At 46.0% G+C, this 23,425-nt stretch carries 22 protein-coding genes, 1 rRNA gene and 1 other RNA gene; 23 read left to right on the top strand and 1 reads right to left on the bottom strand.

Annotated features, from left to right (window positions below):
* The first annotated feature begins 27 nt into the window (after positions 1-27).
* From AC1DOV_RS30900 to argS, 7 genes are all read left to right on the top strand, one after another.
* A complete protein-coding gene (locus tag AC1DOV_RS30900) occupies positions 28-1,071 on the top strand; it encodes a LacI family DNA-binding transcriptional regulator (protein ID WP_477551852.1) in 1,044 nt (347 codons plus the stop codon).
* A 242-nt stretch (positions 1,072-1,313) separates the two neighbouring features.
* Positions 1,314-2,141 carry a polyamine aminopropyltransferase gene (gene speE, locus AC1DOV_RS30895; RefSeq protein ID WP_054025894.1) on the top strand — a complete coding sequence of 276 codons (828 nt, stop codon included), beginning with the start codon at positions 1,314-1,316 and terminating at the stop codon, positions 2,139-2,141.
* A gap of 38 nt (positions 2,142-2,179) precedes the next feature.
* Positions 2,180-3,049, top strand: a complete 870-nt coding sequence (gene speB / locus AC1DOV_RS30890) for an agmatinase (protein WP_053373275.1) — start codon at positions 2,180-2,182, stop codon at positions 3,047-3,049.
* A gap of 195 nt (positions 3,050-3,244) precedes the next feature.
* Positions 3,245-5,512 carry a bifunctional 2',3'-cyclic-nucleotide 2'-phosphodiesterase/3'-nucleotidase gene (locus AC1DOV_RS30885; RefSeq protein ID WP_477551851.1) on the top strand — a complete coding sequence of 756 codons (2,268 nt, stop codon included), beginning with the start codon at positions 3,245-3,247 and terminating at the stop codon, positions 5,510-5,512.
* Between the two features lie 159 nt (positions 5,513-5,671).
* Positions 5,672-6,181 carry a DNA-deoxyinosine glycosylase gene (locus AC1DOV_RS30880; RefSeq protein WP_477551850.1) on the top strand — a complete coding sequence of 170 codons (510 nt, stop codon included), beginning with the start codon at positions 5,672-5,674 and terminating at the stop codon, positions 6,179-6,181.
* A gap of 79 nt (positions 6,182-6,260) precedes the next feature.
* Entirely contained in the window at positions 6,261-6,731 is a 471-nt protein-coding gene (locus AC1DOV_RS30875) for a YwiB family protein (protein ID WP_477551849.1), read from the top strand.
* On the top strand, positions 6,731-8,410 hold the full coding sequence (argS, locus tag AC1DOV_RS30870; RefSeq protein ID WP_477551848.1) for an arginine--tRNA ligase: 1,680 nt from the start codon (positions 6,731-6,733) through the stop codon (positions 8,408-8,410). The genes AC1DOV_RS30875 and argS overlap by 1 nt, the downstream gene beginning before the upstream one ends.
* 29 nt (positions 8,411-8,439) lie before the next feature.
* Here argS and AC1DOV_RS30865 read toward each other — a convergent pair whose 3' ends face one another.
* Entirely contained in the window at positions 8,440-9,576 is a 1,137-nt protein-coding gene (locus AC1DOV_RS30865; protein ID WP_339205988.1) for a S8 family peptidase, read from the bottom strand.
* Between the two features lie 460 nt (positions 9,577-10,036).
* Here AC1DOV_RS30865 and rpoE point away from each other — a divergent pair, with 460 nt between their 5' ends.
* From rpoE to AC1DOV_RS30785, 16 genes are all read left to right on the top strand, one after another.
* Positions 10,037-10,609, top strand: coding sequence for a DNA-directed RNA polymerase subunit delta (gene rpoE, locus AC1DOV_RS30860; protein WP_076271588.1), 573 nt, complete (start codon positions 10,037-10,039; stop codon positions 10,607-10,609).
* Between the two features lie 491 nt (positions 10,610-11,100).
* Positions 11,101-12,702 carry a CTP synthase gene (locus AC1DOV_RS30855; RefSeq protein WP_339205989.1) on the top strand — a complete coding sequence of 534 codons (1,602 nt, stop codon included), beginning with the start codon at positions 11,101-11,103 and terminating at the stop codon, positions 12,700-12,702.
* Positions 12,703-12,858: 156 nt separating this feature from the next.
* On the top strand, positions 12,859-13,257 hold the full coding sequence (locus tag AC1DOV_RS30850; RefSeq protein WP_076271590.1) for a response regulator: 399 nt from the start codon (positions 12,859-12,861) through the stop codon (positions 13,255-13,257).
* Between the two features lie 198 nt (positions 13,258-13,455).
* A complete protein-coding gene (locus AC1DOV_RS30845) occupies positions 13,456-13,668 on the top strand; it encodes a class II fructose-bisphosphate aldolase (RefSeq protein ID WP_477512203.1) in 213 nt (70 codons plus the stop codon).
* A gap of 307 nt (positions 13,669-13,975) precedes the next feature.
* The gene (locus AC1DOV_RS30840) at positions 13,976-15,238 is read left to right on the top strand and encodes a UDP-N-acetylglucosamine 1-carboxyvinyltransferase (RefSeq protein WP_076271592.1); all 1,263 of its coding nucleotides are present in this window, start codon (positions 13,976-13,978) and stop codon (positions 15,236-15,238) included.
* A 123-nt stretch (positions 15,239-15,361) separates the two neighbouring features.
* On the top strand, positions 15,362-16,696 hold the full coding sequence (gene rho, locus AC1DOV_RS30835; RefSeq protein WP_339205993.1) for a transcription termination factor Rho: 1,335 nt from the start codon (positions 15,362-15,364) through the stop codon (positions 16,694-16,696).
* 21 nt (positions 16,697-16,717) lie between these two features.
* Complete coding sequence (locus AC1DOV_RS30830; protein ID WP_477512204.1) at positions 16,718-17,971, top strand: radical SAM family protein; 1,254 nt, start codon at positions 16,718-16,720, stop codon at positions 17,969-17,971.
* Positions 17,972-18,115: 144 nt separating this feature from the next.
* Positions 18,116-18,313, top strand: coding sequence for a 50S ribosomal protein L31 (gene rpmE, locus AC1DOV_RS30825; RefSeq protein ID WP_339205996.1), 198 nt, complete (start codon positions 18,116-18,118; stop codon positions 18,311-18,313).
* 83 nt (positions 18,314-18,396) lie between these two features.
* The gene (locus AC1DOV_RS30820) at positions 18,397-18,825 is read left to right on the top strand and encodes a hypothetical protein (protein WP_477551847.1); all 429 of its coding nucleotides are present in this window, start codon (positions 18,397-18,399) and stop codon (positions 18,823-18,825) included.
* Between the two features lie 67 nt (positions 18,826-18,892).
* An RNA gene (gene ffs / locus AC1DOV_RS30815) (signal recognition particle sRNA large type) lies at positions 18,893-19,161 on the top strand.
* 323 nt (positions 19,162-19,484) lie between these two features.
* Positions 19,485-21,275, top strand: coding sequence for a DNA polymerase III subunit gamma/tau (gene dnaX, locus AC1DOV_RS30810; protein WP_441884767.1), 1,791 nt, complete (start codon positions 19,485-19,487; stop codon positions 21,273-21,275).
* 24 nt (positions 21,276-21,299) lie between these two features.
* Positions 21,300-21,611, top strand: a complete 312-nt coding sequence (locus AC1DOV_RS30805; protein WP_054025909.1) for a YbaB/EbfC family nucleoid-associated protein — start codon at positions 21,300-21,302, stop codon at positions 21,609-21,611.
* A 134-nt stretch (positions 21,612-21,745) separates the two neighbouring features.
* Positions 21,746-22,345, top strand: a complete 600-nt coding sequence (gene recR / locus AC1DOV_RS30800; protein WP_076271598.1) for a recombination mediator RecR — start codon at positions 21,746-21,748, stop codon at positions 22,343-22,345.
* 161 nt (positions 22,346-22,506) lie between these two features.
* Positions 22,507-22,755 (top strand): DUF2508 family protein, encoded by a 249-nt coding sequence (locus AC1DOV_RS30795; RefSeq protein WP_430053873.1) that lies wholly within the window; start codon positions 22,507-22,509, stop codon positions 22,753-22,755.
* Positions 22,752-23,015: a pro-sigmaK processing inhibitor BofA family protein gene (locus AC1DOV_RS30790; protein WP_477551846.1), complete on the top strand. Its 264-nt coding sequence runs from the start codon at positions 22,752-22,754 to the stop codon at positions 23,013-23,015. Before AC1DOV_RS30795 ends, AC1DOV_RS30790 begins: the two co-directional genes overlap by 4 nt.
* A gap of 288 nt (positions 23,016-23,303) precedes the next feature.
* Positions 23,304-23,425: ribosomal RNA gene (locus AC1DOV_RS30785) — 16S ribosomal RNA — on the top strand; the annotation flags it as partial.

Here is a 23,425-nt window from a genome sequence, read left to right as displayed (position 1 = left end):
TTTGAGACGAAAGAGAGCGATAAGAGGATGAAAAATGAAGTAAGCATCGTAGACGTTGCCAAGGTGGCTGGTGTATCGATTGCGACGGTATCTAACGTTATTAACGGCAAGGGAAGGGTATCGGGCACAACGAAAGAAAATATCGAGCGGGTAATTATCGAGCTTGGCTACACGCCAAATCTGCCTGCTAGAAACCTAAAGACTCGGCGTACGCATCTTGTTGGACTCGTCGTACCGATGATGCAGCCTGGGCGGCTGCAGGACAACCCTTTTTATTGGGACCTGCTTACAGGTGTAGAAGAAGGCGCTCGTGATCGCCAATTTCATATTATTTTATCGGGTATTGATGAGAGCACAGAAACATTCACATTCGCCAAGGAGCGTCGATTGGATGGGTTAATCGTGATGGGGACGAATGAGGGCTCGCAGGCAGTTGATCGTATTGTAAACTTAGGCATGCCTGCCGTCTTTATTGATAGCTACTTGAAGCGAGACGATCTATATCAAGTTAATTTAGAGGACAGAAAAGGAAGCTATCGCGCGATTCGTTATTTAATCGACCAAGGGCATCGACGAATTGCGCTTTTAATTGGAGATATTCCGCTTGAGCGCATCACATATTACGGTGTTTTGCATGAGCGATGGTTAGGCTATAAGGATGCGCTGGCAGAAGCGGGTATTCCTTATGATCAAGCCTTAATGATCAGGCTCCCGACATCGCTTGATGGTGGCTATCGGGCTGCGGATCAGCTCATCAAGCTTGCGGACGTGACGGCGATCTTCTCGTTTTCGGATGTAAGTGCGATGGGCTTGCTTAAACGGCTGCGAGAACTCGGCAAAAAAGTGCCGGAGGACTATTCGGTAATTGGCTTTGACAATTTGTCCATCTCTAGCTTTACTTCGCCTGCGCTAACGACCGTCTCTCAAAATATTTTGGAGAAAGGGCAGGAAGCGATCCGCATGCTGCTCGATCAGATTGATGGCAACCCTGTTCAGGAGAGGTGCAAGGCTTTACCGGTAGAGCTGATCATTCGTGAGACGACAGGCTGCGTGAAGCTGGCAAATGGTTGAGAAGGACATTATACAAAAGAACAGGTATGACCTTCTCAAGATGAATAAAGGCTGTCCCATGTTATGTGGGACAGCCTTTGTTGTGAAACAGCATCTACATATCGTACGGAAAATCAGGATATTATACTTAATAAAATCTTTGAAAAACGTTAATGCACGGATTGTCTAGAGTACTTGTAGTGATTTAATAATTTTACTATAATACAGGTTGAACGATTGAAGGAAAGAAGGGATTTAACACCATGGAATTGTGGTATACGGAAAAACAAACAGATAGCTTCGGCATAACGGCGAAGATCACTAAGACTTACGTTAATGAACAAACAGATTTTCAACAGCTTGATATGATCGAAACGGAAGAGTTTGGAACGATGCTTGTTCTCGACGGTATGGTTATGACCACGGTTAAGGATGAGTTCGTTTACCACGAAATGGTTGCGCATCCTGTACTTTTCACGCATCCGAATCCGGAGTACGTGCTTGTTGTTGGCGGCGGAGACGGCGGCGTTATTCGTGAAGTAATGAAACATCCGAAGGTGAAGAAGGCAGTTCTTGTCGACATCGACGGTAAAGTAATCGAGTACTCCAAAAAATACTTGCCATCCATCGCTGGCGAGCTCGACAACCCGCGTGTTGAAGTGCTTGTAAACGACGGCTTTATGCATATTCATGATCATAAAAACACCTATGACGTTATTATGGTTGATTCCACTGAACCGGTTGGCCCTGCGGCAAACCTATTTACGAAGGGCTTCTACCAAGGTATCTACGAAGCATTGAAAGAAGACGGTATCTTCGTTGCTCAAACGGACAACCCTTGGTTTAAAGCGGACCTGATCCAAAGCGTAAACAAAGACGTGAAGGAAGTATTCCCGATCGTTCGTGTATATGGCGCGAACATTCCTACTTACCCAAGCGGTCTGTGGACGTTCACAATGGGCAGCAAAAAACACGATCCTCTTGCTGTTGATGAGACAGCAATTCCAGAAATTGATACAAAATATTACACGCCTCGTCTTCACAAAGCAGCATTCGTGCTTCCTAAATTTGTTGAAGATCTTGTGAAGTAACAAGCGGCTACGCTTCAGGAAAGAGAGGGACATACCTCATGAAATTGGATCAAAAATATTCAGGCAATGTCTTCATTTTGAGCTCTGACAACTACGAAGCTTCCAAAGCGGTTATCTACGGCATGCCGATGGATTTCACGGTTAGCTTCCGTCCAGGCTCCCGTTTCGGCCCTCCTCGCATTCGCGAAGTGTCGATTGGACTTGAAGAATACAGCCCTTACCTAGATCGCAGCCTCGAGGATATTGAATATTTCGATGCTGGTGATTTGCTGCTTCCTTTCGGAAACGCAGCGCGCAGTCTGGAAATCATCGGCGAATTCGTTCGCGGTGTGCTAGACGACGGTAAAATACCTGTTGGTCTCGGCGGCGAACATCTTGTTTCTTGGCCGATCTTCCAAGAGGTGTACAAAAAGCACCCTGATCTTGCGATCATTCACTTCGACGCTCACGCTGATTTGCGCGAGTCGTATGAAGGCGAGCCATTGTCTCACTCTACGCCGCTGCGCAAAGCAGCTGGTCTTATGGGTGGACAGAACATTTACCAGTTCGGTATTCGTTCAGGATCGCGCGAAGAGTGGCAATATGCACGCGAGAACATCAACTTCCATCCGTTCGAGGTTTTGGAGCCGCTTAAGAAGGTGCTTCCTGAGCTAGAAGGACGTCCGGTTTATTTAACGATCGACATCGATGTGCTTGACCCATCTGCAGCACCAGGTACAGGTACAGCGGAAGCGGGCGGCATTACGTCGAAGGAGCTTATTGAATCCGTTCATGCTATTGCACGTTCCGGCGTGAACATTGTGGGCTTCGATCTCGTTGAAGTTGCGCCAGCTTATGATCCAACGGAGCAAACGCAAATTGTTGCGGCGAAGGTTATTCGCGAGATGCTTCTAGGCTTTTTGAAATAGTTATTAAATAGAGTGAAGGCTTCACTGCCAGCGGTCTTTTATCCGCGTGGCGTGAAGCCTTTTTTTTATTGTAAAAGGACACTTTAGATTAACAAAATAAATAAATGACAATTCAGAATATTTAAATTAATATATTGTAGGAAAACATTATTTCATCTTGTGCTTGCAGCAGAGCATCTTATTAATAGAAAGAGAATGAAGGAGGCGTTTTTGTTGGTTAACAAATCGGTGTGGAAGGGTGCTTTAGCTGCTGCTATTACCGTTAGTCTAGGGGCTATGCCGTTCACGGCAATGGCCGATGCGGGTGCAGGGAATACAGTGCAACTGCGAATTATGGAAACGTCGGACCTGCACGTGAACATGATGAACTATGACTATTTTGCGGACAAGCCTACTGATGAATATGGGTTCGCAAAGACGGCTACGCTCATCAAGAAAGCGCGGGAGGAAGCTCCAAACAGCCTATTATTTGATAATGGCGATTTGATTCAAGGAAATCCACTAGGTGATTATGTCGCTACGGTTGATAAGCTGAAGCAGGGCGAGACGCATCCGGTGTACAAAGCTATGAATTTGCTTAACTACGATGCAGGCAACTTAGGCAATCATGAATTCAATTATGGCTTATCGTTTCTGGACACCTCGCTCGCGGGCGCAGACTTTCCTTATGTAAATGCAAACATTTATAAAGTAGATGGAGACAAGGATGAGACGAATGATGTTAATTTGTTTAAGCCTTATCTCATTATTGATAAAGAGGTAACAGACAGCAAGGGCGCGAAGCATAAGCTGAAGGTGGGCGTGATTGGATTTGTGCCTCCGCAAATTACAACATGGGACAAAGCTCATCTAGAAGGCAAGGTTATCGTTAAGGATGTTGTCAAAACGGCAGAAAAGTTTGTAGCGGAAATGAAAGCGAAGGGAGCGGATATCATTGTTGCGATTCCGCACTCGGGCTTTGAAGATATCCCGCAATCAGAGCTCATGGAAAATTCGGTGCTCTATTTAAGCAAAGTTGCTGGCATTAATGCGATTTTGTTCGGACATGCGCATAAAGTATTCCCTGACAAATCGTTTGAAGGAAAAACGGGTGTCGATCTCGCCAAAGGAACGATTAACGGAGTGCCTGCGGTTGAACCGGGCTTCTGGGGAAATAATCTTGGGATTATTGATTTAACACTGGAGAACAAGGATGGGAAATGGGCCGTTGTGGATTCGAAAAGCACGGTTAAGCCTATCTTTGATGCGGTAAATAAGGTACCTCTTGTAGAAGCTGACAAAGCTGTTGTCGATGCGGTGAAAGAGGATCATGAGCATACGCTGGCGTATGTGCGAGGGCCTGTCGGCAAGACGACAGCGTCAATCAACAGCTGGTTTGCTCTTGTTCAAGATGATCCATCCATTCAAATCGTTACGAATGCACAAAAATGGTATGTAGAGAAGCAGCTGCAGGGTACGGAATATGAAGGGCTTCCTGTTCTTTCGGCAGGAGCGCCGTTTAAGGCTGGCGGCCGCCAAGGACCGAACTATTATACCAATATTCAGGCGGGCGATATTGCAATCAAGAATGTTGCCGATTTGTATTTGTACTCGAATACTGTGAATGCTGTACTCGTCACAGGAGCGGAGATTAAAGAATGGCTCGAGTGGTCAGCTGGTCAATTCAAGCAGATCGATGCAGCGAGCACGGAGAAGCAAGAGCTGATCAATTATGATTTCCCAACGTACAACTTCGATGTCATTGACGGTGTGACCTATCAGATCGATGTTGCACAACCGACGAAGTATGAAGCTGGCGGCGCGCTCAAGAACGAAAGCGCGAAGCGGATCGTTAATTTGCAGTTTGAAGGAAAACCAATTAAGGCGGATCAGAAGTTCGTTGTTGCAACGAACAACTACCGTGCATCTTCCAGCAAATTCGCTAACCCGGACGGCAAACGTATTATCCTTGCTTCCCCGGATGAGAACCGCCAGGTTGTCATTGACTACATTCGCTCCTTCAAGACGATTGATCCGGCAGCGGATGGCAACTGGTCGCTAGCGGCAATTAATGACACCGTGAACGTGACAATCAAGACGTCACCGGAAGCAAAGAGTGCAGCGGAAGCGAATAAGTTGACTGCCTACACGGGTGATACAGCTGATGGCTATGCAGAGTTTAAGCTTAATCTAAGTGCGAGGTCAGTAGTGTTGCCGGTAGAACCAACAAAACCGATAACACCAACAACACCAACAACACCAACAACACCGACGAAGCCGACAGAGCCAGCTAAACCTGAGAAGCCAACGACTTCTGTTCCAACGACTCCTCAAGCTTCGGTTTATACGGTTAAAGCAGGGGACACTCTGTATGCAATAGCTTTGGAACACGGAACGACGTGGCAGAAATTAGCCAGCTACAATAAGCTAAAGAACCCGAATAGAATCTATTCGGGTCAAAGCATAAAGATTCCGGCCAAATAATCGATTCGCATTGATAAAAAGACGTTTTCCGCGTAATCTTAGCGGGAAGCGTCTTTTTCTAATACAAACAGAAAATGCGATCGTATGATCAAGGCTAGAATGGGCTTATAATAAGACGTTATTGCTGCTTTGAAAATATAGATTAGGGGGCTATACGACATGCGCATTTATTCGTTTCCGCCTGTTATCGATGAGCGATCATGCGTGCTGATTCTTGGGACAGCACCAAGTGTAAAATCGCTTGAGCATAAGCAATTTTATGGACACCCGCAAAATTTTATGTGGAAAATTATATATCGTTTATTTAATGAGTCAGACCCAGACCCTGTGTATAACAACCGTCTCGCATTCTTAAAGGAGCATCGCTTAGCGTTATGGGATATTATCGAATCTTGCGAGCGCGAAGGCAGCTTGGATGTGAACATACGTGGAATCGTACCGCAGAAGCTGCCGGAGCTTGTAGCCAAATATCCAGAGCTGCGCTGCTTTGCATTTAACGGAAGCAAGGCATACGATACCTTTCAGAAATTTTATAAAGGGCATGAAAGCTTTCGAAGCATCACGTTACTCAAGCTGCCTTCCTCCAGTCCGATTCCAACTCCGCGTATGCGAACGCTCGAGGATCGTGTGGAGGCATGGCGTGAAATCGTACCGTTTGCAACAAGTTAACCGGGCTCTAGCGTTGAAATTCGGAGCCTACCTGTATATAGTAGTTACATAAGATTAGACTGATAACAGGAGCAAGATGATGGCAGACAGCAGGAAAGTGCGAATTACATTGGAGAGTGTGCAGGATGGAAGCTCGCATACTCATGCTTACAAAGGGGATTGGTTCCGCAAGGAGAAATCCATATTTATCCGCTACATCGAGCCGGCAGTGGAAGGCGATACAGAAGCTGGTGAAATACGGACGCTTATTCGATTCCGGCCGGAAGAAATGTCAGTTGTGCGGCGCGGCGCTATAGAATCGGAGCAGCTTTTTGTTCCTGGACATAGGAGAGCTGGCAGCTATCAATCACAAATGACATCTTTATCGCTTGAAGCAGAAACGCTGCGGCTGCGGCTTCATGCGCCGGGTGAAGATGGTGTAATGAAAGCGCTGGACACATTGCCCGATCAGCTGCCTTTTACACTTGAATGGGAGTATGAATTGTACGTTGGTGATCAAATGTCGGGTCGGTTTCATATCCGGCTCCATATACAGGAGGAACAAAATTAATGAATGCAAATGTATTAGAGAAGATGTATGAACAAGTCAAAGCAGCGATCGCTGATGCAGCGGTAGCGGCTGGTTTGGCAGCGCGGGAAGAGCTTCCAGCGTTTGTGCTCGAAGTTCCTAAGGATAAATCGCACGGTGATTTGGCAACAAATGCAGCGATGCAGCTGACGAAGCTGGCGAAGAAAAATCCTCGTCAAATCGCTGAGGCGATTATTGCGCATTTGGATACGAAGCAAGCTTCTATTCAAGCAGCGGAAATTGCAGGCCCGGGCTTTATTAACTTCCGTATGGATAACAGCTATCTCTATCCGGTTGTGGCTGCAGCGCTTGAAGCGGGAGAAAACTACGGACGTACTTCGGATGGTTCCGGCAAAAGTGTACAGGTAGAATTCGTGAGCGCGAATCCTACGGGCAGCCTGCATCTTGGACATGCTCGCGGTGCCGCGGTTGGCGATGCATTGTGCAATGTACTTGATTATGCGGGATATGAGGTTACGCGCGAATATTATATTAATGATGCGGGCAAGCAGGTGGAGAACCTAGCAGTATCCATCGAAGCTCGTTACCGTCAAGCGCTTGGTCAAGCGGCGGAAATGCCGGAGGATGGTTATTATGGCGAGGACATCATTGGTTTTGCAAAACTTCTTGTCGAGCAAGAAGGCGATAAGCTGCTGGAATTGCCGGATCAAGAACGTTTTACGTTTTTCCGCCAGTTTGGCCTTGAGCGGGAGCTTGATAAAATTAAACGCGATCTCGGAAGATTCCGCGTCGGTTTTGACGTTTGGTACAGTGAAACAGCATTATACGAGAGCGGACAAGTGGAGCAAGGTCTTGCAACGCTGAAGGCGACAGGGCATGTCTATGAAGAAGAAGGAGCGACATGGCTGTCTACCATGACTTTTGGCGACGACAAAAACCGCGTGCTCGTGAAAAATGACGGCTCATATACCTATTTGACGCCGGATATCGCCTATCATATGGATAAATACGGACGCGGCTTCGATCAGATGATCAACATTTGGGGTGCCGATCACCATGGCTACATTCCGCGTGTGAAAGCAGCGATGGAGGCACTAGGCAACGATCCGAAGAAACTGACCGTGTTAATTGCACAGATGGTCAGCTTGTTCCAGAACGGCGAGAAAATGAAAATGTCGAAGCGTACGGGCAAAGCGGTTACCATGCAGGATTTGATGGATGAAGTGGGCATCGATGCGATTCGTTACTTCTTCTCCATGCGGAGCATGGATTCGCATCTTGATTTCGATATGGATTTGGCGATCTCTACTTCAAATGAGAACCCTGTGTTCTATGTTCAATATGCGCACGCTCGGATTTGCAGTATTTTCAGACAAGCGGAGGAACAAGGCATTGTTCTTAAATCCACGGACACTATCGATTTCAGCAAGCTGACTGCCGAGGGCGAGTTCGATCTTCTTCGTAAAGTTGGTGAGCTGCCGCAGGAGATCTCTGAGGCTGCAGCACAATATGCGCCTCATCGTCTTATTCGTTATGTATACGAGCTGGCTTCCCAGTTCCATAGCTATTATAGAGCGGAGCGCGTCATCACAGAAGATGCTGAGCAATCGCAAGCGCGCTTAGCCTTGCTTGGAGCCGTACGTATCGCTATTGCGAACGTGCTTCGTTTGGTCGGTGTTTCTGCTCCAGAACGCATGTAAGCTTTGTTTCATAAAAATAAACCGTGGACTCATACCTTATCCACGGTTTGCATCATACGCATCACGTCAAGCTCGCCGATCGTTCGGCGGGCTTTACTGCCTCTAAGGGGCTGAACGGATCGTTTAATAATTGTCTTGATCTCGGTAGGCGTAAGTCCCGGCTTATGTGCGAGCAGAAGCGCGATTGCTCCGCTGACATGCGAGGTGGCCATGGAGGTTCCACTCATTTCATTGTATTTGCCGCGCAGCCATGCGGATACGATTTTGTCGCCAGGCGCGTAAACGTCAATATAGGAGCCTCGATTGCTGAAAGGTGCAACGCGGCGGAGTTTATTCGTTGCGCCAACAGCAATCGTTTGAGGGTAGCGTGCCGGATAATCAACGGAACGGCGCTTCCCGTCATTGCCGGAGGAAGCAACGATAATGACGCCTGCATTGTGAGCATTAATGACAGCTCCAAGCAGCGCTTTGCTTTTTGTCTTCATACCGAAGCTCATGTTGATGACGTTCATGCGATTGCGGATACACCATTCAATACCGAGAATAATGTCGGATACGAAGGCGCTCCCATTATGGTCAAAAGCTTTGACAGGCGAGATTAACGCCCGCGGGGCTACGCCAATCATGCCCTGTAATTGATTTGCTGCGGCGATGGTACCTGCAATATGTGTACCATGACCGTTATCATCATGAGGGAGCATGCTGCGATTGAGAAGGTTGATGCCCCTAGAAAGTGATTGGCGGAGATCTGGATGGCTGAAGTCAGCTCCTGTATCGATGACGCCGACTTTGACCCGGTGACCGGTTGTCGTGCTCCAAGCCAGCGGGGCTTTAATCTGGTTTACACCCCAGGGGATGCCCTTATCTACAATAATCGACTTTTGTGGAGAAGAATGCACGCTGATTTTACAATCTTTCTCAATCCAAACACGCCCGGCGAATCGCTCTAATGATTCCTCGGCCGGCAATGTGCAGGCTATTCCAAGAATGCTGGGCATTTGTCTAATGCTTTTTTGCGGTAAAGATGATGAAGTGACTTTAGGCAATTGCTGTAGGAAGTATCGGTAGTCGCTCGCACGCTGAAAGCGAATGATACGCTTAACAGTCGTTGTGTCCGTGCGAGCCATCGTATCCTGCAACATACGGATAAAAGCGACGGTGTCCAAACTTGGCTTCCCCTCCCGACGGACCATGCTGAACTATTGTATGAACGAGCGCTCTATAACGCATGAGCAACTTGCCTTTTTTCACATAATTAGGCTGAAAACCGTGTCAAAAATCGACTGGGGACATACGATGAACAAAGAGTTCTCAGGGACTCTTACGACCAAGGTGCGTTGCCTCGTGTCATGGCCGGATGGATACAGTCAAAGCGGAAGGACTATCCTTTCGCTTTTTGCATAGAAGTCCAAGCTATACTGCAGCAGCGTGGTCCGCTTGCTTTTTTGCAGGAAATAGGTTTTACTATACTGTGACTAGCGTAAACGACGGGTGCGAGCCTCTGGCAGTTACCGATCGTTTTGCGATTAAATGTGAGCGGTGTATAAGAGAATAACGTACACGATCCTTGCATTTTATAGGTAAGAACGAGTACATAAATTGAATGGCAAGAGAGGATGTGTCCATATGAGCAGCAGCAATTTCACGTTAAAGCTGGATCCTGAACGTATGAAGGAAATGCCTATGGTCGATTTGGCCTTTGAAGTGCTGAAAGCGGCTAATACGCCTTACTACTATCGCGATCTAATGATGGAGATCGCTAAAATACGCGGTCTTTCCGCAGACGGAATCAACCAGTTCATCGCCCAAGTGTATACAGAAATCAACATTGATGGACGTTTCGCTTGCGTTGGCAGCAACATGTGGGGACTGAAACGCTGGTATCCAGTTGAGCGTTCTGAAGATCCTGTAGGTAATGCGAAGCGTACGCGTATCATTAACGATGATGATGATCTCGAAGATGATGATGTATTCGCGGACGAAGAAGAGGATACTTACGCAGAGGCTGAAGAAGACTACGATGTATTCGACGAGGACCGCGAGGACTTCGAAGAGGCAGAAGAGGAAGCTGAAGTCGATGAGGAAGTTGGAATCGACGACGAGGAGCTGGACGAGGAAGAAGTCGACGGTGAACTCGATGCGGATGATGATGAGTCGGATGATGAGGAATTTGAAGACGACGACGAGTCTGACAAGTAAATGTTTGCTGAAAGTATAAGGCGGTTTAAGCACCCAGCTTATCCTCCTTCTTATACTTTTCTGCGGTACGAGCTCTGCTCTATACAGATGGCTTAGTCGTTTGAACTGGCGTGAGGAATATCCAGTCAGTTTCGCTTGACAGTTGCTAGGAGCGCAGAGTAAACTATCTCATGGGCTTAAGATTCGGTTAACAAATAACGCATACAAGCGCAAACGACTCGTTTTCGTCTTTTGACGAGAAGGTCAAGTTTCGCGGTGAAATAGAAGTAGAGCATAACGCATTGCTGATGCTTGCTTGTATTTTTATATATGCCAAAAAAAGGAAAAGTGCCCCGTTGCTACGGGTGTCACTTTTTTTGTTTGTGAGGGATGGGTCTGTAGGATGCATTCCCACAAATTGGATGGATAGGCGGAGTGTATCCGCATCCATGTTTATCGAGTAAATGGGCAAACCTAAACATTAACCATAGGGCTTGGAGGGTATCATCACAGTGACCAAATATATTTTTGTAACCGGCGGCGTAGTGTCGTCCTTGGGCAAAGGGATAACAGCAGCCTCGCTTGGCCGATTGCTGAAGAACAGGGGCCTCAAAGTAACGATTCAGAAGTTTGATCCATACATCAACGTCGACCCAGGAACGATGAGTCCATATCAGCACGGAGAAGTATTCGTTACCGATGATGGTGCAGAAACAGATTTGGATCTTGGTCACTATGAACGGTTTATTGACATTAACTTGTCGAAGAACAACAATGTGACGTCCGGCAAAATCTATTCCAATGTAATTACCAAAGAGCGCCGCGGCGACTACTTGGGTGGAACTGTTCAGGTAATCCCGCATATTACGAACGAAATTAAAGACCGTGTATTCCGTGCGGGCAAAGAAGCGGGTTCTGATGTTGTTATTACAGAAATCGGCGGTACGGTTGGTGATATCGAAAGCTTGCCTTTCCTTGAAGCTATTCGTCAAATTAAAAGCGATATCGGGCGCGACAATGTAATGTACATCCACGTAACGCTTATTCCTTACATCAAAGCGGCAGGTGAAGTGAAAACAAAACCGACGCAGCATAGTGTTAAGGAATTGCGCAGCATCGGTATTCAACCGAACGTAATCGTATGCCGTACAGAGCATCCGCTTGCTGAAGATTTGAAACGTAAAATTGGCTTGTTCTGCGATATCGATGCGAATGCAGTCGTGGAATGCCGCGATGCGTCCACTTTGTATGAAGTGCCATTGATGCTTCGTGAGGAAGGCCTCGACGAGATCGTTGTTAATCATCTGAAGCTTAAGACAGAACAGCCGGATATGCGCGAATGGGAAAGCCTTGTTCAGCGTGTGAAGTCGCTTCATAAGAAGACGGAAATTGCAATTGTTGGTAAATATGTCTCGTTGCATGATGCGTACCTCAGTATTGTAGAGTCGCTAGAGCATGCGGGTATTGCTTCCGACTCAGAAGTGAAAATTCGTTGGCTGCATGCAGATGAGCTTACGGAAGAGAACGCCCACCAGCAGCTTAGAGGCGTTAATGGTATTCTTGTGCCAGGCGGCTTTGGCGATCGCGGTATTGAAGGCAAGATTACAGCGATTAAATACGCACGTGAAAACAAAATTCCGTTTTTCGGTATTTGCCTTGGCATGCAGGTAGCTGTCATTGAATATGCTCGAAATGTGGCGGGATTAGCTGGTGCGAATAGCTCTGAAATTAATTCATCCACTCCATATCCGGTTATTGACTTGCTGCCGGATCAGAAGGATGTTGAAGATATGGGTGGCACGATGCGTCTTGGTCTGTACCCTTGTAAACTTAAGCCAGGTACGCTTGCTGAGCGTGAATATGGCGACGAGCTCGTTTATGAGCGTCATCGTCACCGGTATGAATTTAACAATGAGTACCGTGAAGCGATTGAATCTGTTGGTCTTACTATTTCTGGAACTTCTCCAGACGGCCGTCTTGTTGAGGTTGTGGAAATGGCTGATCATCCTTGGTTCTTGGCTGTTCAATTCCACCCGGAATTCAAGTCTAGACCGAACCGTCCGCAGCCATTGTTCCGCGGATTTGTACAAGCAGCGCTTAACCATTCCGAGTAATATATTGCATTTTTGATCAATGGCAGATTCTTTAACAACAACAGATAAGTTTTTCTCTTAACGAGAAGGATTATATACCCACTTTAGCGAATATATTAACGATTATGGAAGAGTTGGCCATTTTTTGGGTAAACTCATTTGCGGGGGGATTTGGAGTTGGATAAGAAGAAAGTGTTGATCGTTGATGATCAGAACGGTATTCGCGTATTGCTTATGGAAGTTTTCAGCAGCGAGGGCTATAATACGTTCCAAGCGTCTAATGGCAAGCTGGCTTTGGAAATCGTCAAGAACGATGCTCCAGATCTTGTTCTGTTGGATATGAAAATTCCCGGCATGGATGGTCTGGAAATTTTAAAGCATGTGAAAGCTATCGACCGAAACATTAAAGTCATCATGATGACCGCATATGGTGAATTGGATATGATTAAAGAAGCGACGGATCTCGGGGCATTAATGCACTTTACGAAACCTTTCGACATCGATGAGATGCGAATTGCGGTTAATATGCAGCTGCGAGGCGGCAACTCCACAAGTCGTTTTGCAATAGGCTCCTGATTTAGCAAATAAACGGCATCGTCTCTTACTTGAAGGCGATGCCGTTTTTTTCATTTATTGGCAATAGCAAAACAAGCTTTACTATTCCAAGGCTCATTATGTTATAATGTCTCAGAATGACAAGTCGGACCGAGCTGGAGGAAGAAAGATAACATTTACGAGGAAGACAGCGATCTTGTTAGTTCCTATGAATGAATTTTGCCAGGCGCTTATAGCAAGCGAGAAACAGTAGTCCAGTTCAACACAGACATCAGGGTAATTACACAAACGATTGTTGAAGCTGCTAAGGAAGAAAAATCACCGTTTATTTGGAAGGTCAGCGAAAGCGCCTTGAAATATATGGGCATTCAATTCACTGCTGCAATGGCGTGTGCCGGGGCCAAAAAAAATCTAGTCTTCCAATCGATTTGATTTTGATCATGATATTAATTTCAGTTGCAGTATCCCTTTGAGAGAAACATGTTGCTTTTACAAATACAATTTCAAGAAAACAAATAGCTAACGCTGATTCATTGGAACTACGCCAATACATGACAGCTGTGCGAATTGAGAAGCTGGCTGTTACTAACAAAAATCCGTTTGTTCGGAAGTAACAACTAAGTGTAATAACAGGAGCAAAGGAATAAACCGCCTCATAACGGCAAGTGGGTTTAACACTCGCTTGCTTTGGCGGTTTTTCCTTTATTCTCTTCCAATCTACGGGAGGAACTATAATTAGATGGAGAAATTGATGATACGCGGTGGACGGCCGCTTCGCGGTACCGTTCAAATCAGCGGAGCCAAGAACAGCGCGGTGGCTCTTGTACCTGCTGCTATTTTAGCAGAATCAGAAGTTGTGTTGGATAATTTGCCTATTATAAGTGATGTAGCTGTATACAGTGAAATTTTGCAGGAGCTTGGTGCTGTCGTAAAGCGTGACGGCGATATGATGCGCATTGATCCTTCCGCGCTTGTCTCCAAACCGATGCCAAACGGCAAAGTGAAATTGCTGCGCGCATCCTATTATTTGATGGGGGCAATGCTTGGTAGGTTTGGTGAAGCGACAATCGGAATGCCAGGGGGCTGCAACTTTGAGCCTAGACCAATCGATCAGCATATTAAAGGGTTTGAAGCACTTGGTGCCACGGTAACTAATGATCATGGATCTATTCGAATTCATGCTGAGCAATTACGAGGCGCAAAGATTTACCTTGACGTTTCAAGTGTTGGAGCAACGATTAATATCATGCTAGCTGCCTCGCGGGCCAAAGGAATAACGATTATTGAAAATGCGGCAAAAGAGCCTGAAATTATAGATGTAGCTACTCTCCTTAATGCCATGGGCGCAAAAATCAAAGGTGCTGGGACTGAGACGATTCGTATTGAAGGCGTCGATCAGATGCATGGCTGCCGCCATTCCATTATTCCCGATCGAATTCAAGCCGGTACGTATATGATTGCAGCTGCAGCAACGCGCGGCGATGTCCTTATTGATAATGTTATTCCGAAGCACTTGGAAGCGATGAGCGCTAAGCTTGAAGAGATGGGTGTTCAAGTTATTGAGATGGATGAATCCATCCGAATTATTGGCGGACCTAATTATTCGTCCATTGATGTAAAGGCACTTGTGTACCCTGGTTTCCCTACGGACTTACAATCTCCAATGACAACCTTGCTTACACAAGCGAATGGAGTCAGTATTTTAACTGATTATGTATACGGTACTAGATTTAAGCATGTTCCTGAGCTCACTCGCATGGGAGCGGATATTCGTGTTGAGGGCCGTTCAGCTGTTATTGAAGGCGGCAAGCTGAGTGCTGCAAAAGTTAAGGCTGCTGATTTACGCGCAGGGGCTGCACTTGTTGTCGCTGCTTTGACTGTTGAAGAAGGCGTTACTGAAATTTCGGGCGTCGAATATATTGACCGAGGTTATGATAATCTAGTAGAAAACTTATGCCGCCTGGGTGCGGAAGTATGGCGTGAAACGGAAGCCACTTCATAAGGAATAGGACGATGCAGACGCTGTGGAATAGACGGCGTCTAATTCGGCAATGATGGATAATCAATCCTATGATTTTACTAGATATACAAAATCATAATGAAAATTAAATAAAGTGGTGAGAACATGACAGACCTTCAGATCGCAGATCTAGAAGAGATGAAATTGACCGACCTTTATAAATTGGCGAAGCAATTTCAAGTTCCCTATTACGGAACACTTAAGAAGAAGGAATTAATTTTTGCAATTCTTCGAGCGCAAGCAGAGAAGAGCGGCCTTATGTTCATGGAAGGCGTCCTCGATATTTTGTCAGAAGGCTTCGGATTTTTACGGCCTATTAACTATTTGCCGAGCAAGGAAGATATTTATATTTCAGCATCACAAATTCGCAGATTTGATTTGAGAAGCGGCGATCTTGTTTCAGGTAAATGCCGTCCTCCGAAAGAGAATGAGCGTTATTTTGGTCTATTGCAAGTAAATGCTGTTAACGGCGAAAATCCGGAAACGGCTTCAGAACGATTGCACTTTCCTGCGCTTACTCCTCTTTATCCAGAAAAGAAGCTAGTGCTTGAGACGACACAGTCGAAGCTTTCCACTCGAATGATGGATTTGCTTGCTCCTGTAGGACTTGGCCAACGCGGTCTAATTGTTGCTCCTCCGAAGACAGGTAAAACCTTGCTTCTTAAAGAAATCGCCCACAGCATTTCCGAAAATCGTCCCGATATCAAATTGTTCGTTCTGCTTATTGATGAGCGTCCAGAGGAAGTTACTGATATGCAGCGCTCCGTGAAGGGTGAAGTTATCGCCTCCACATTTGATGAGCTGCCCGAGAACCATATCAAAGTAGCAGAGCTTGTACTTGAGCGAGCGCTTCGTCTTGTTGAGCATAAGAAGGACGTTGTCATCTTGATGGATAGTATCACCCGTCTTGCTAGGGCGTATAACTTGGTTATTCCTCCATCTGGTCGTACGCTTAGCGGCGGTATTGATCCAGCAGCGTTCCACCGTCCAAAACGGTTTTTTGGTTCGGCTCGAAACGTGGAAGAGGGCGGAAGCTTGACTATACTTGCGACTGCGTTGATCGAAACAGGCTCACGTATGGATGACATCATTTATGAAGAATTTAAAGGTACGGGTAATATGGAGCTCCATCTAGACCGTAAGCTTTCTGAGCGTCGTATTTTCCCTGCGCTTGATTTGCGCAGATCTGGAACTAGACGTGAGGAAATGCTGCTTACGAAGGAAGAGCTGGAGAAGGTTTGGGCCATCCGCAGAGGAATGACGGATACGCCTGATTATGTAGATAATTTCTTGAAGAAACTTAAAGATAGTGAGAACAACGAACAGTTCCTCATGTCTCTTGATACAACAGTTGAAGCGAAGCCGGAGCGGTCCGGTATAAAGAGCAGTACTACAGCGACCAGCAGGCGTCCTACGCCTAGAACTACGCACGGATCGTAAGACCGCAGGAGGGAGAACAACATGAATCTCGTATATGCGGATAAAAACGGAAATGTATTTGACCATCCCGACTTTATAGCTTTGGGAAGAAGCGGTGATATGATTGTCGAAATTATGGAGGAGGAATTAATTCCACTTCCTAATGGAGCAACTCTTGTTAGCCTGCCTTTCACTAGACCCATTGGTCTTAATCCGAGCACGGGTGAGATGCAGGCATTGCAAGGCGGAGCTCAAGCAGTCGGCGCCTTGCTTCCGCAAGGCTTTACTCGTCTATGCTTGCCGGGCTATGTGAAAGCGGACAAGAACGAGAAGCTGCCATTGTTCGGTTATACAGCTGTCGTATGGAAAGACGGTAACTTTTATGTAACGGCTGAGCAAAGTGATGATCCTGAAAGATGGGATCCGCTTAATTGCGATCGTGACGAACTTGGTATTCAAGTAGAGCGTATTCTTGCTAAATATCCGGATAATCGTCTTTATAAGCATCTATCGAACTGTGCTCTAGGTTATGAGTGCTTGACCTCTTCCAACACGTTTTTAGGTAGATGGGAGGGTGCTGTTCCGGTATCATATTCTTGTAATGCAGGCTGCTTCGGATGTATCTCTGAACAACCTGACGATAGCGGCTTTGTTGCTCCGCAGACGCGGATGAATTTTAAGCCGACTGTTGATGAGGTCGTTGAAATTATGCTTGAGCATTTGCGCGAGCCGGAATCCATCATTAGCTTCGGTCAAGGCTGTGAAGGCGAACCTTCAACACAAGCTAAAATCATCGTTGAGGCTATGAAGCGTGTTCGCAGTCAAACCTCGCTTGGATACATTAACATTAATACGAACGCGGGATTAACTGATTTCATGCGCGCGATTGTTGATGCAGGCCTTAATCTAATGCGCGTAAGTACGATCAGTGCACTTGATGATCACTATAATGCTTACTATAAGCCTCGCGGCTACAACTTAAAAAATGTTGAGAAGTCTTTGAAATATGCTTCTGACAATGGTGTATATACGTCGATCAACTATTTGATTTTCCCAGGGGTCACTGACCGTGAGGAAGAAATAGAAGCGATGATTGGATTCGTTAAGCGTACTGGACTAAAACTCATTCAAATGCGCAACCTGAATATCGATCCTGAAAGCTACTTAGCGATTATTCCTAAGGCACAAGGTGAGATATACGGGATGAAGCAAATGCTTGAAATTTTCCGTGAAGAGCTGCCCGATGTAGTTATTGGCTCTTATACACATGTTCCACCAGCCGCATTACGTCGATAAGTACCTATTAGGTAGTAAATTCGGCTAATATTAACCATATCACTGATTATTCATTGCAACAGCAAATAAGTTCATGCTATAATCCGAGATGTGCGATTTAACTCTGAGTCCGCATGCGATTCAGGGCAGAAAGAGGTGAACGAGATGAAACAAGCTATTCATCCGACATACCACATCATTACAGCAACTTGCGCTTGTGGAAATTCCTTCGAGACTGGTTCGGTTAAACCGAGTCTTCGCGTAGAGGTTTGTTCCCAATGCCACCCATTCTACACGGGTAAGCAAAAGTTCCTGGATGCTGGCGGCCGCGTCGATCGTTTCAAGAAGAAATACGGTATTTAATCCTACAAATCGTTCCGCCTTTATTTGGCAGAATACAAGAGCCTCCCTCAGCCATCCTATTGGATAGAAGGGAGGTTTTTTGATTGAATAAACAAACATTCGGTTTGAGTAAACGATTCGGTTTATTTCAAATGACAGCCTTACTGGCTTGCTTATTTCTGTTAGCCATGACGCTCTCAGGATGTGGGAATGGAAGAAGCAAGCAAGAAAACAGGCTGAAAACCTACGGTCATGATGGATACATGGGTTATTCCAACAGCAATCCCAATTTACCGAATCGTTATCAGTATCTTAATTATAATGCAGATGGAAAATTCATTGAGCAGGTGTTGAAGCCGATTTCCGGCATCGAGCATACGCAAATTTATTTTAACGGTACCGATCTTCATGTGAATGTAAAAGCAAATAAATCACTGTCCGACGTTCAAGTCGAAGAGCTGCGAGCAAAGGCCCAGTCGGTCGTTCAGTACAATATGCCTCGGTATAAGGTTCATGTAGAAGCCAAAAGGTAGCTCTGGCATTCGTCCAATTTCAACCGCGAGTTGCGCTTTAGGACGGAATCGGCTATACTTATTTTTGCCGTGCTAGATGGGGAGGTAGCGGTGCCCTGTAACTCGCAATCCGCTGTAGCGAGGTTGAATTCCTACTTGAGGTTATACTGATGTAGGGTCTTGGCACTTGCGAGCAGTGTTGACAGTTGGGTCCTCCGCAATGGACGTTTATGAACTTGGTCAGGTCCGGAAGGAAGCAGCCATAAGTAAATTAGTTCATGTGCCGGGGGAGTGCCTGACTCGAGCTGTAGTGCAAGGATGTCGCCTGGGTCGTATTTATCAGGAGTAGGTGCACGGTACTAAAATTTTCTAATATGATTTGCTAATAGCAAAAGTAGCACCTGTGATCGCTGTTCGATGTTTTTGTCGGAATTAGCGAATGCAGGTGTTTTTGTTTATTGCTGTTGTTTTAATAGGGTAAAGTCTTAGCAAAAGAAAGTTTTGCTTGCTACACAGTTGTTGTATAATAGGGGAGTAGCAATGGTTCAAAATATAAGAAAGTATATTATTTTCTAATACTACTCTTATATTTCGCAATGCAAAGCAATTTCAGCGTCCACAGGACCGAAGGTGCTTTTGCTTATTGTAAATGAAAAGGCAACTTGAAAGGAAAGGTCTGCGTGTCACATATCGCTTTATACCGTGCCTGGCGTCCGCAGACGTTTCAGGACATGGTTGGACAACAGCATATTATTCAAACGCTGCAAAATTCTATTCGTGAGCAGCGTGTATCTCATGCTTATCTTTTTAATGGGCCGCGAGGAACCGGAAAGACAAGCGCAGCGAAAATATTAGCCAAAGCGGTTAACTGTGAACGTGGTCCGGCTGAAGAGCCATGTAATGAATGTGATGCTTGCATAGGGATTACCGCGGGACATATTATGGATGTAATTGAGATTGATGCTGCATCTAATCGCGGTATTGATGAAATTCGTGATATTCGTGATAAAGTGCGATATGCACCTTCAGAAGTGCGGTTCAAAGTTTATATTATAGATGAAGTACATATGCTTACGGCCGAGGCATTTAACGCCTTGCTCAAAACATTGGAGGAGCCGCCGGGGCATGTTATCTTTATCTTGGCGACGACCGAACCGCATAAGCTGCCTGCTACGATTATCTCCCGTTGTCAACGGTTTGATTTCAGACAGGTATCGCTTGAAGAGCAGACGCAGCACTTGCTTAAGATTTGCCGTGAAGAGAGCATACAGGCCGACGAAGATGCGCTTGCTTATATTGCAAGATTGTCGGAAGGCGGAATGCGCGATGCGATCAGCTTGCTGGAGCAGGTTTCTGCTTTTGCAGGTGATCGTATTACTCTCGACGCGGCAGTAGATGTGACAGGCGGCATGGCCGCTGATCATTTCTACCAGCTGGCGGAAGCTGTGAAGGATCGACATGTAGCAGCTGTTATGCCGCTTGTGGAAAGCTTGATGCAAGCCGGCAAAAGTGCGGACAAATGCATGGAAAACTTAATTTATTATTTCCGTGATTTGCTTGTTATGAAGCTTGCTCCGCAGGGAGGCGCAGTAACAGAGAGGATCGTTGATCCTGAACGCTTCAAAATGATGGCCGAGGCCTTCACTCCAGAGCGATTGTTCGCTATGATTGATACGTTGAACCGTTATCAAGTGGAGCTTAAGCATGCCTCGCAGCCTCAAACCTTGTTTGAAGTAGCGCTTATGAAGCTTTGCACATTAAATGACGAGCAATCGTCAGGCGGAGCGGCTTCTGCAAGTACAGCAGCTTCAGCATCAAGCGGCGGACAATCAGCTGAAGTAGGACGTTTGCGTCAGCAGATTGAGGCATTGGAGCGTAAACTAGAGCAAGCGATCCAAAATGGAGTAGGTAGCGGGAACAGCGCTTCTTCGGCTGACAGTGCGGCCAGCAAGCAAGCAGCACGTACTAATGCGGTTCGCAGTTCATTCGGCGGCTCAGGCGGCATAGTACGGTCTTCAGTCAAGCTTGATCCGTACCTGGCAACAGCAGGCAGTCCAGAATTCAATCAGTTCAGAATGAAGTGGAACGATGTGCTGCAGGGTGTGAAGGACGCTAAGATTACGGTCCATGCTTGGCTAAAAGACGGTGAGCCGGTTGCTTCTGCTGACGATGCCATTCTCGTGGCATTCAAGAATACGATGCACCGAGAAACGACCGAGAAGCCGGCCAATCGCGAGATTATTGAGAAAGTCATGCATGATGTGCTCGGCGGTTCATTCCGTATTGTTACGGTTATGTTGAAGGACTGGCAGGCGGCAGCGGCACAAGGCGCTAGTACGCAGAAGAGCGAGACGCTTCAGCTTGAGCCCGAATCTTCTGCTTCACCACAAGCTGCAAGTCGGCCGGTATGGGTGGAAGAGGCCGTCAAACTTTTCGGTGAAGATTTAGTAGTAGTGAAGGATAAAGATTAAATTCTAATGATGAGGTGAATTGTAATGAACAATATGAACCAAATGATGAAGCAAGTGAAGAAGATGCAAGATCAAATGATGAAGGCTCAAGAAGAGTTGGAAACAAAGACGGTTGAAGGAACAGCGGGCGGCGGAGTAGTAACCGTATCTGCGAACGGCCATAAGAAACTTCTTAGCATTACGATTAAACCTGAGGCTGTAGATCCGGAAGATGTCGAAATGCTGCAAGACCTTGTCCTTACAGCTGTTAACGATGCGCTAACTAAAGTGGATGATCTAGCGAATAAGGATATGGGTAAATTCACAGGCGGAATGAAAATTCCAGGATTGTTCTAAGAAGCAGTATTGCTTCTGTTTGAAATGAAGGAAAGTATATTACGTGTACTTATCTTTTATTTCTCCGTCAAAGCTGCTTTAGTGTCCAGGGGACACCGAAGGCGTTTTTTGCTTGAAAGGAGCTGTACCCAGTTTTGTATTACCCAGAACCGATAGCGAAGTTAATTGATGCTTTTACGCGATTACCGGGTATTGGACCCAAAACGGCCGCCCGTCTGGCGTTTCATGTTCTTCGAATGAAGGAAGACGACGTCATTGATTTTGCGAAGGCGCTAGTAAGCGTTAAGCGCAATTTGTTCTATTGCTCGGTTTGTTGCAATATAACCGATACAGATCCATGTAGAATCTGTCAGGATAAATCACGTGACAATTCCATCATATGTGTTGTTCAAGAGTCTAAGGATCTTGTTGCGATTGAGCGTATGAAGGACTTCCAAGGCCATTACCACGTGCTTCAAGGCGCAATCTCGCCTATGGAGGGCATCGGTCCAGACGAAATTCGTATCGCTGAGCTGTTAAGAAGGCTGAGCGACGAACGCGTTCAGGAGCTAATACTGGCCACTAACCCGAATATTGAAGGCGAAGCCACAGCAATGTATCTATCCCGGTTGATCAAGCCATTTGGTATTCGAGTTACGCGTATCGCGCATGGCTTGCCTGTTGGCGGTGATCTTGAATATGCGGATGAGGTTACTTTGTCCAAAGCATTAGAAGGTCGAAGAGAAATAAACTAGTCATAATCAATATAGAAAACGGCAGGTCGAGAAATTACTCGATCTGCCGTTTTTGTCGTCTTGATAAGGTGCTCCGTTTAATATCCCGTTCTATTCTAATGTCCAAGCTTATACATATAGTAATGAACATGATGTAGTGAGGACAAGCGGGAGGGATAGATATGAGCAATACAGGCCAACTCGAATTAAAAAAAGGGATGAACCAAATGGATGACATCCGAGCCGAAATTGTTGAGGCACACCGTGAATGGGAAAATGCGAATCGTTTCTTTAATTACGCAGTCGGCAAGGATCAAGTGGATTACGCGATATATTGTATGATCACAGCAGAAAAGCGATATGAGATGCTGCTTCGATTGGCAAAGCGTACTAGCAAGAACTGGCCAGCATGGAGAGGGGTGAGAGTGTGAAGACAATATGGTTATCGATTTTTATTGGATCTTCTCTCCTGTTAGCAGTCGTACTGCTTAAGAACAGGTTATCGTGGGGATGGCTGCGCAGCTTCTCGCTTCATATTGTTCTGGCGGCTGGTTTGCTGTACTTGTTAAACTATTCAGGTCTTGTTCCAGGGATGTATATCCCGCTGAACCCTATAACGATAGGAACTGTACTTACATTAGGTGTACCTGGAGTAGCCTTAATTGTTGGGCTCCAGTGGGTGGTGGTTTAGCAAATTTAAAAAAAGGTTTAAGGAAAAGGTTGACTCTGTATTCAATTATGTGCTACATTAGTTCTCGCCCCAAGAGTAAGTAAACAAGCTTCGAAAAAAGAATTTAAAAAAAAGCTTGCATTAACTTGGGCGAATGTGATATATTATAAAAGTCGCCGATACGAAACACGCGGTTGACACGAAAGATTGAATTGTTCTTTGAAAACTGAACAACGAGTAATAACTGCCTCGCAAATCCTTCGGGATAAGCGAAAAAGCGATAAAAAAGTAATGAGCATTTCAAACACCAATTTGGAGAGTTTGATCCTGGCTCAGGACGAACGCTGGCGGCGTGCCTAATACATGCAAGTCGAGCGGAGTTGATGAGGTGCTTGCACCTCTGATGCTTAGCGGCGGACGGGTGAGTAACA

It is taken from the genome of Paenibacillus sp. 01T47, assembly GCF_056398245.1.
Note: the sequence above shows the minus strand (reverse complement) of the source record. Positions and strands in the feature narration are given on the sequence as shown.

Bases quoted from the DNA above. Each gene is read 5' to 3' on its own strand.
- AC1DOV_RS30900 (WP_477551852.1), top strand. From the start codon at position 28: ATGAAAAATGAAGTAAGCATCGTAGACGTTGCCAAGGTGGCTGGTGTA.
- speE (WP_054025894.1), top strand. From the start codon at position 1,314: ATGGAATTGTGGTATACGGAAAAACAAACAGATAGCTTCGGCATAACG.
- speB (WP_053373275.1), top strand. From the start codon at position 2,180: ATGAAATTGGATCAAAAATATTCAGGCAATGTCTTCATTTTGAGCTCT.
- AC1DOV_RS30885 (WP_477551851.1), top strand. From the start codon at position 3,245: ATGAAGGAGGCGTTTTTGTTGGTTAACAAATCGGTGTGGAAGGGTGCT.
- AC1DOV_RS30880 (WP_477551850.1), top strand. From the start codon at position 5,672: ATGCGCATTTATTCGTTTCCGCCTGTTATCGATGAGCGATCATGCGTG.
- AC1DOV_RS30875 (WP_477551849.1), top strand. From the start codon at position 6,261: ATGGCAGACAGCAGGAAAGTGCGAATTACATTGGAGAGTGTGCAGGAT.
- argS (WP_477551848.1), top strand. From the start codon at position 6,731: ATGAATGCAAATGTATTAGAGAAGATGTATGAACAAGTCAAAGCAGCG.
- rpoE (WP_076271588.1), top strand. From the start codon at position 10,037: ATGAGCAGCAGCAATTTCACGTTAAAGCTGGATCCTGAACGTATGAAG.
- AC1DOV_RS30840 (WP_076271592.1), top strand. From the start codon at position 13,976: ATGGAGAAATTGATGATACGCGGTGGACGGCCGCTTCGCGGTACCGTT.
- rho (WP_339205993.1), top strand. From the start codon at position 15,362: ATGACAGACCTTCAGATCGCAGATCTAGAAGAGATGAAATTGACCGAC.
- AC1DOV_RS30830 (WP_477512204.1), top strand. From the start codon at position 16,718: ATGAATCTCGTATATGCGGATAAAAACGGAAATGTATTTGACCATCCC.
- rpmE (WP_339205996.1), top strand. From the start codon at position 18,116: ATGAAACAAGCTATTCATCCGACATACCACATCATTACAGCAACTTGC.
- AC1DOV_RS30805 (WP_054025909.1), top strand. From the start codon at position 21,300: ATGAACAATATGAACCAAATGATGAAGCAAGTGAAGAAGATGCAAGAT.
- AC1DOV_RS30795 (WP_430053873.1), top strand. From the start codon at position 22,507: ATGAGCAATACAGGCCAACTCGAATTAAAAAAAGGGATGAACCAAATG.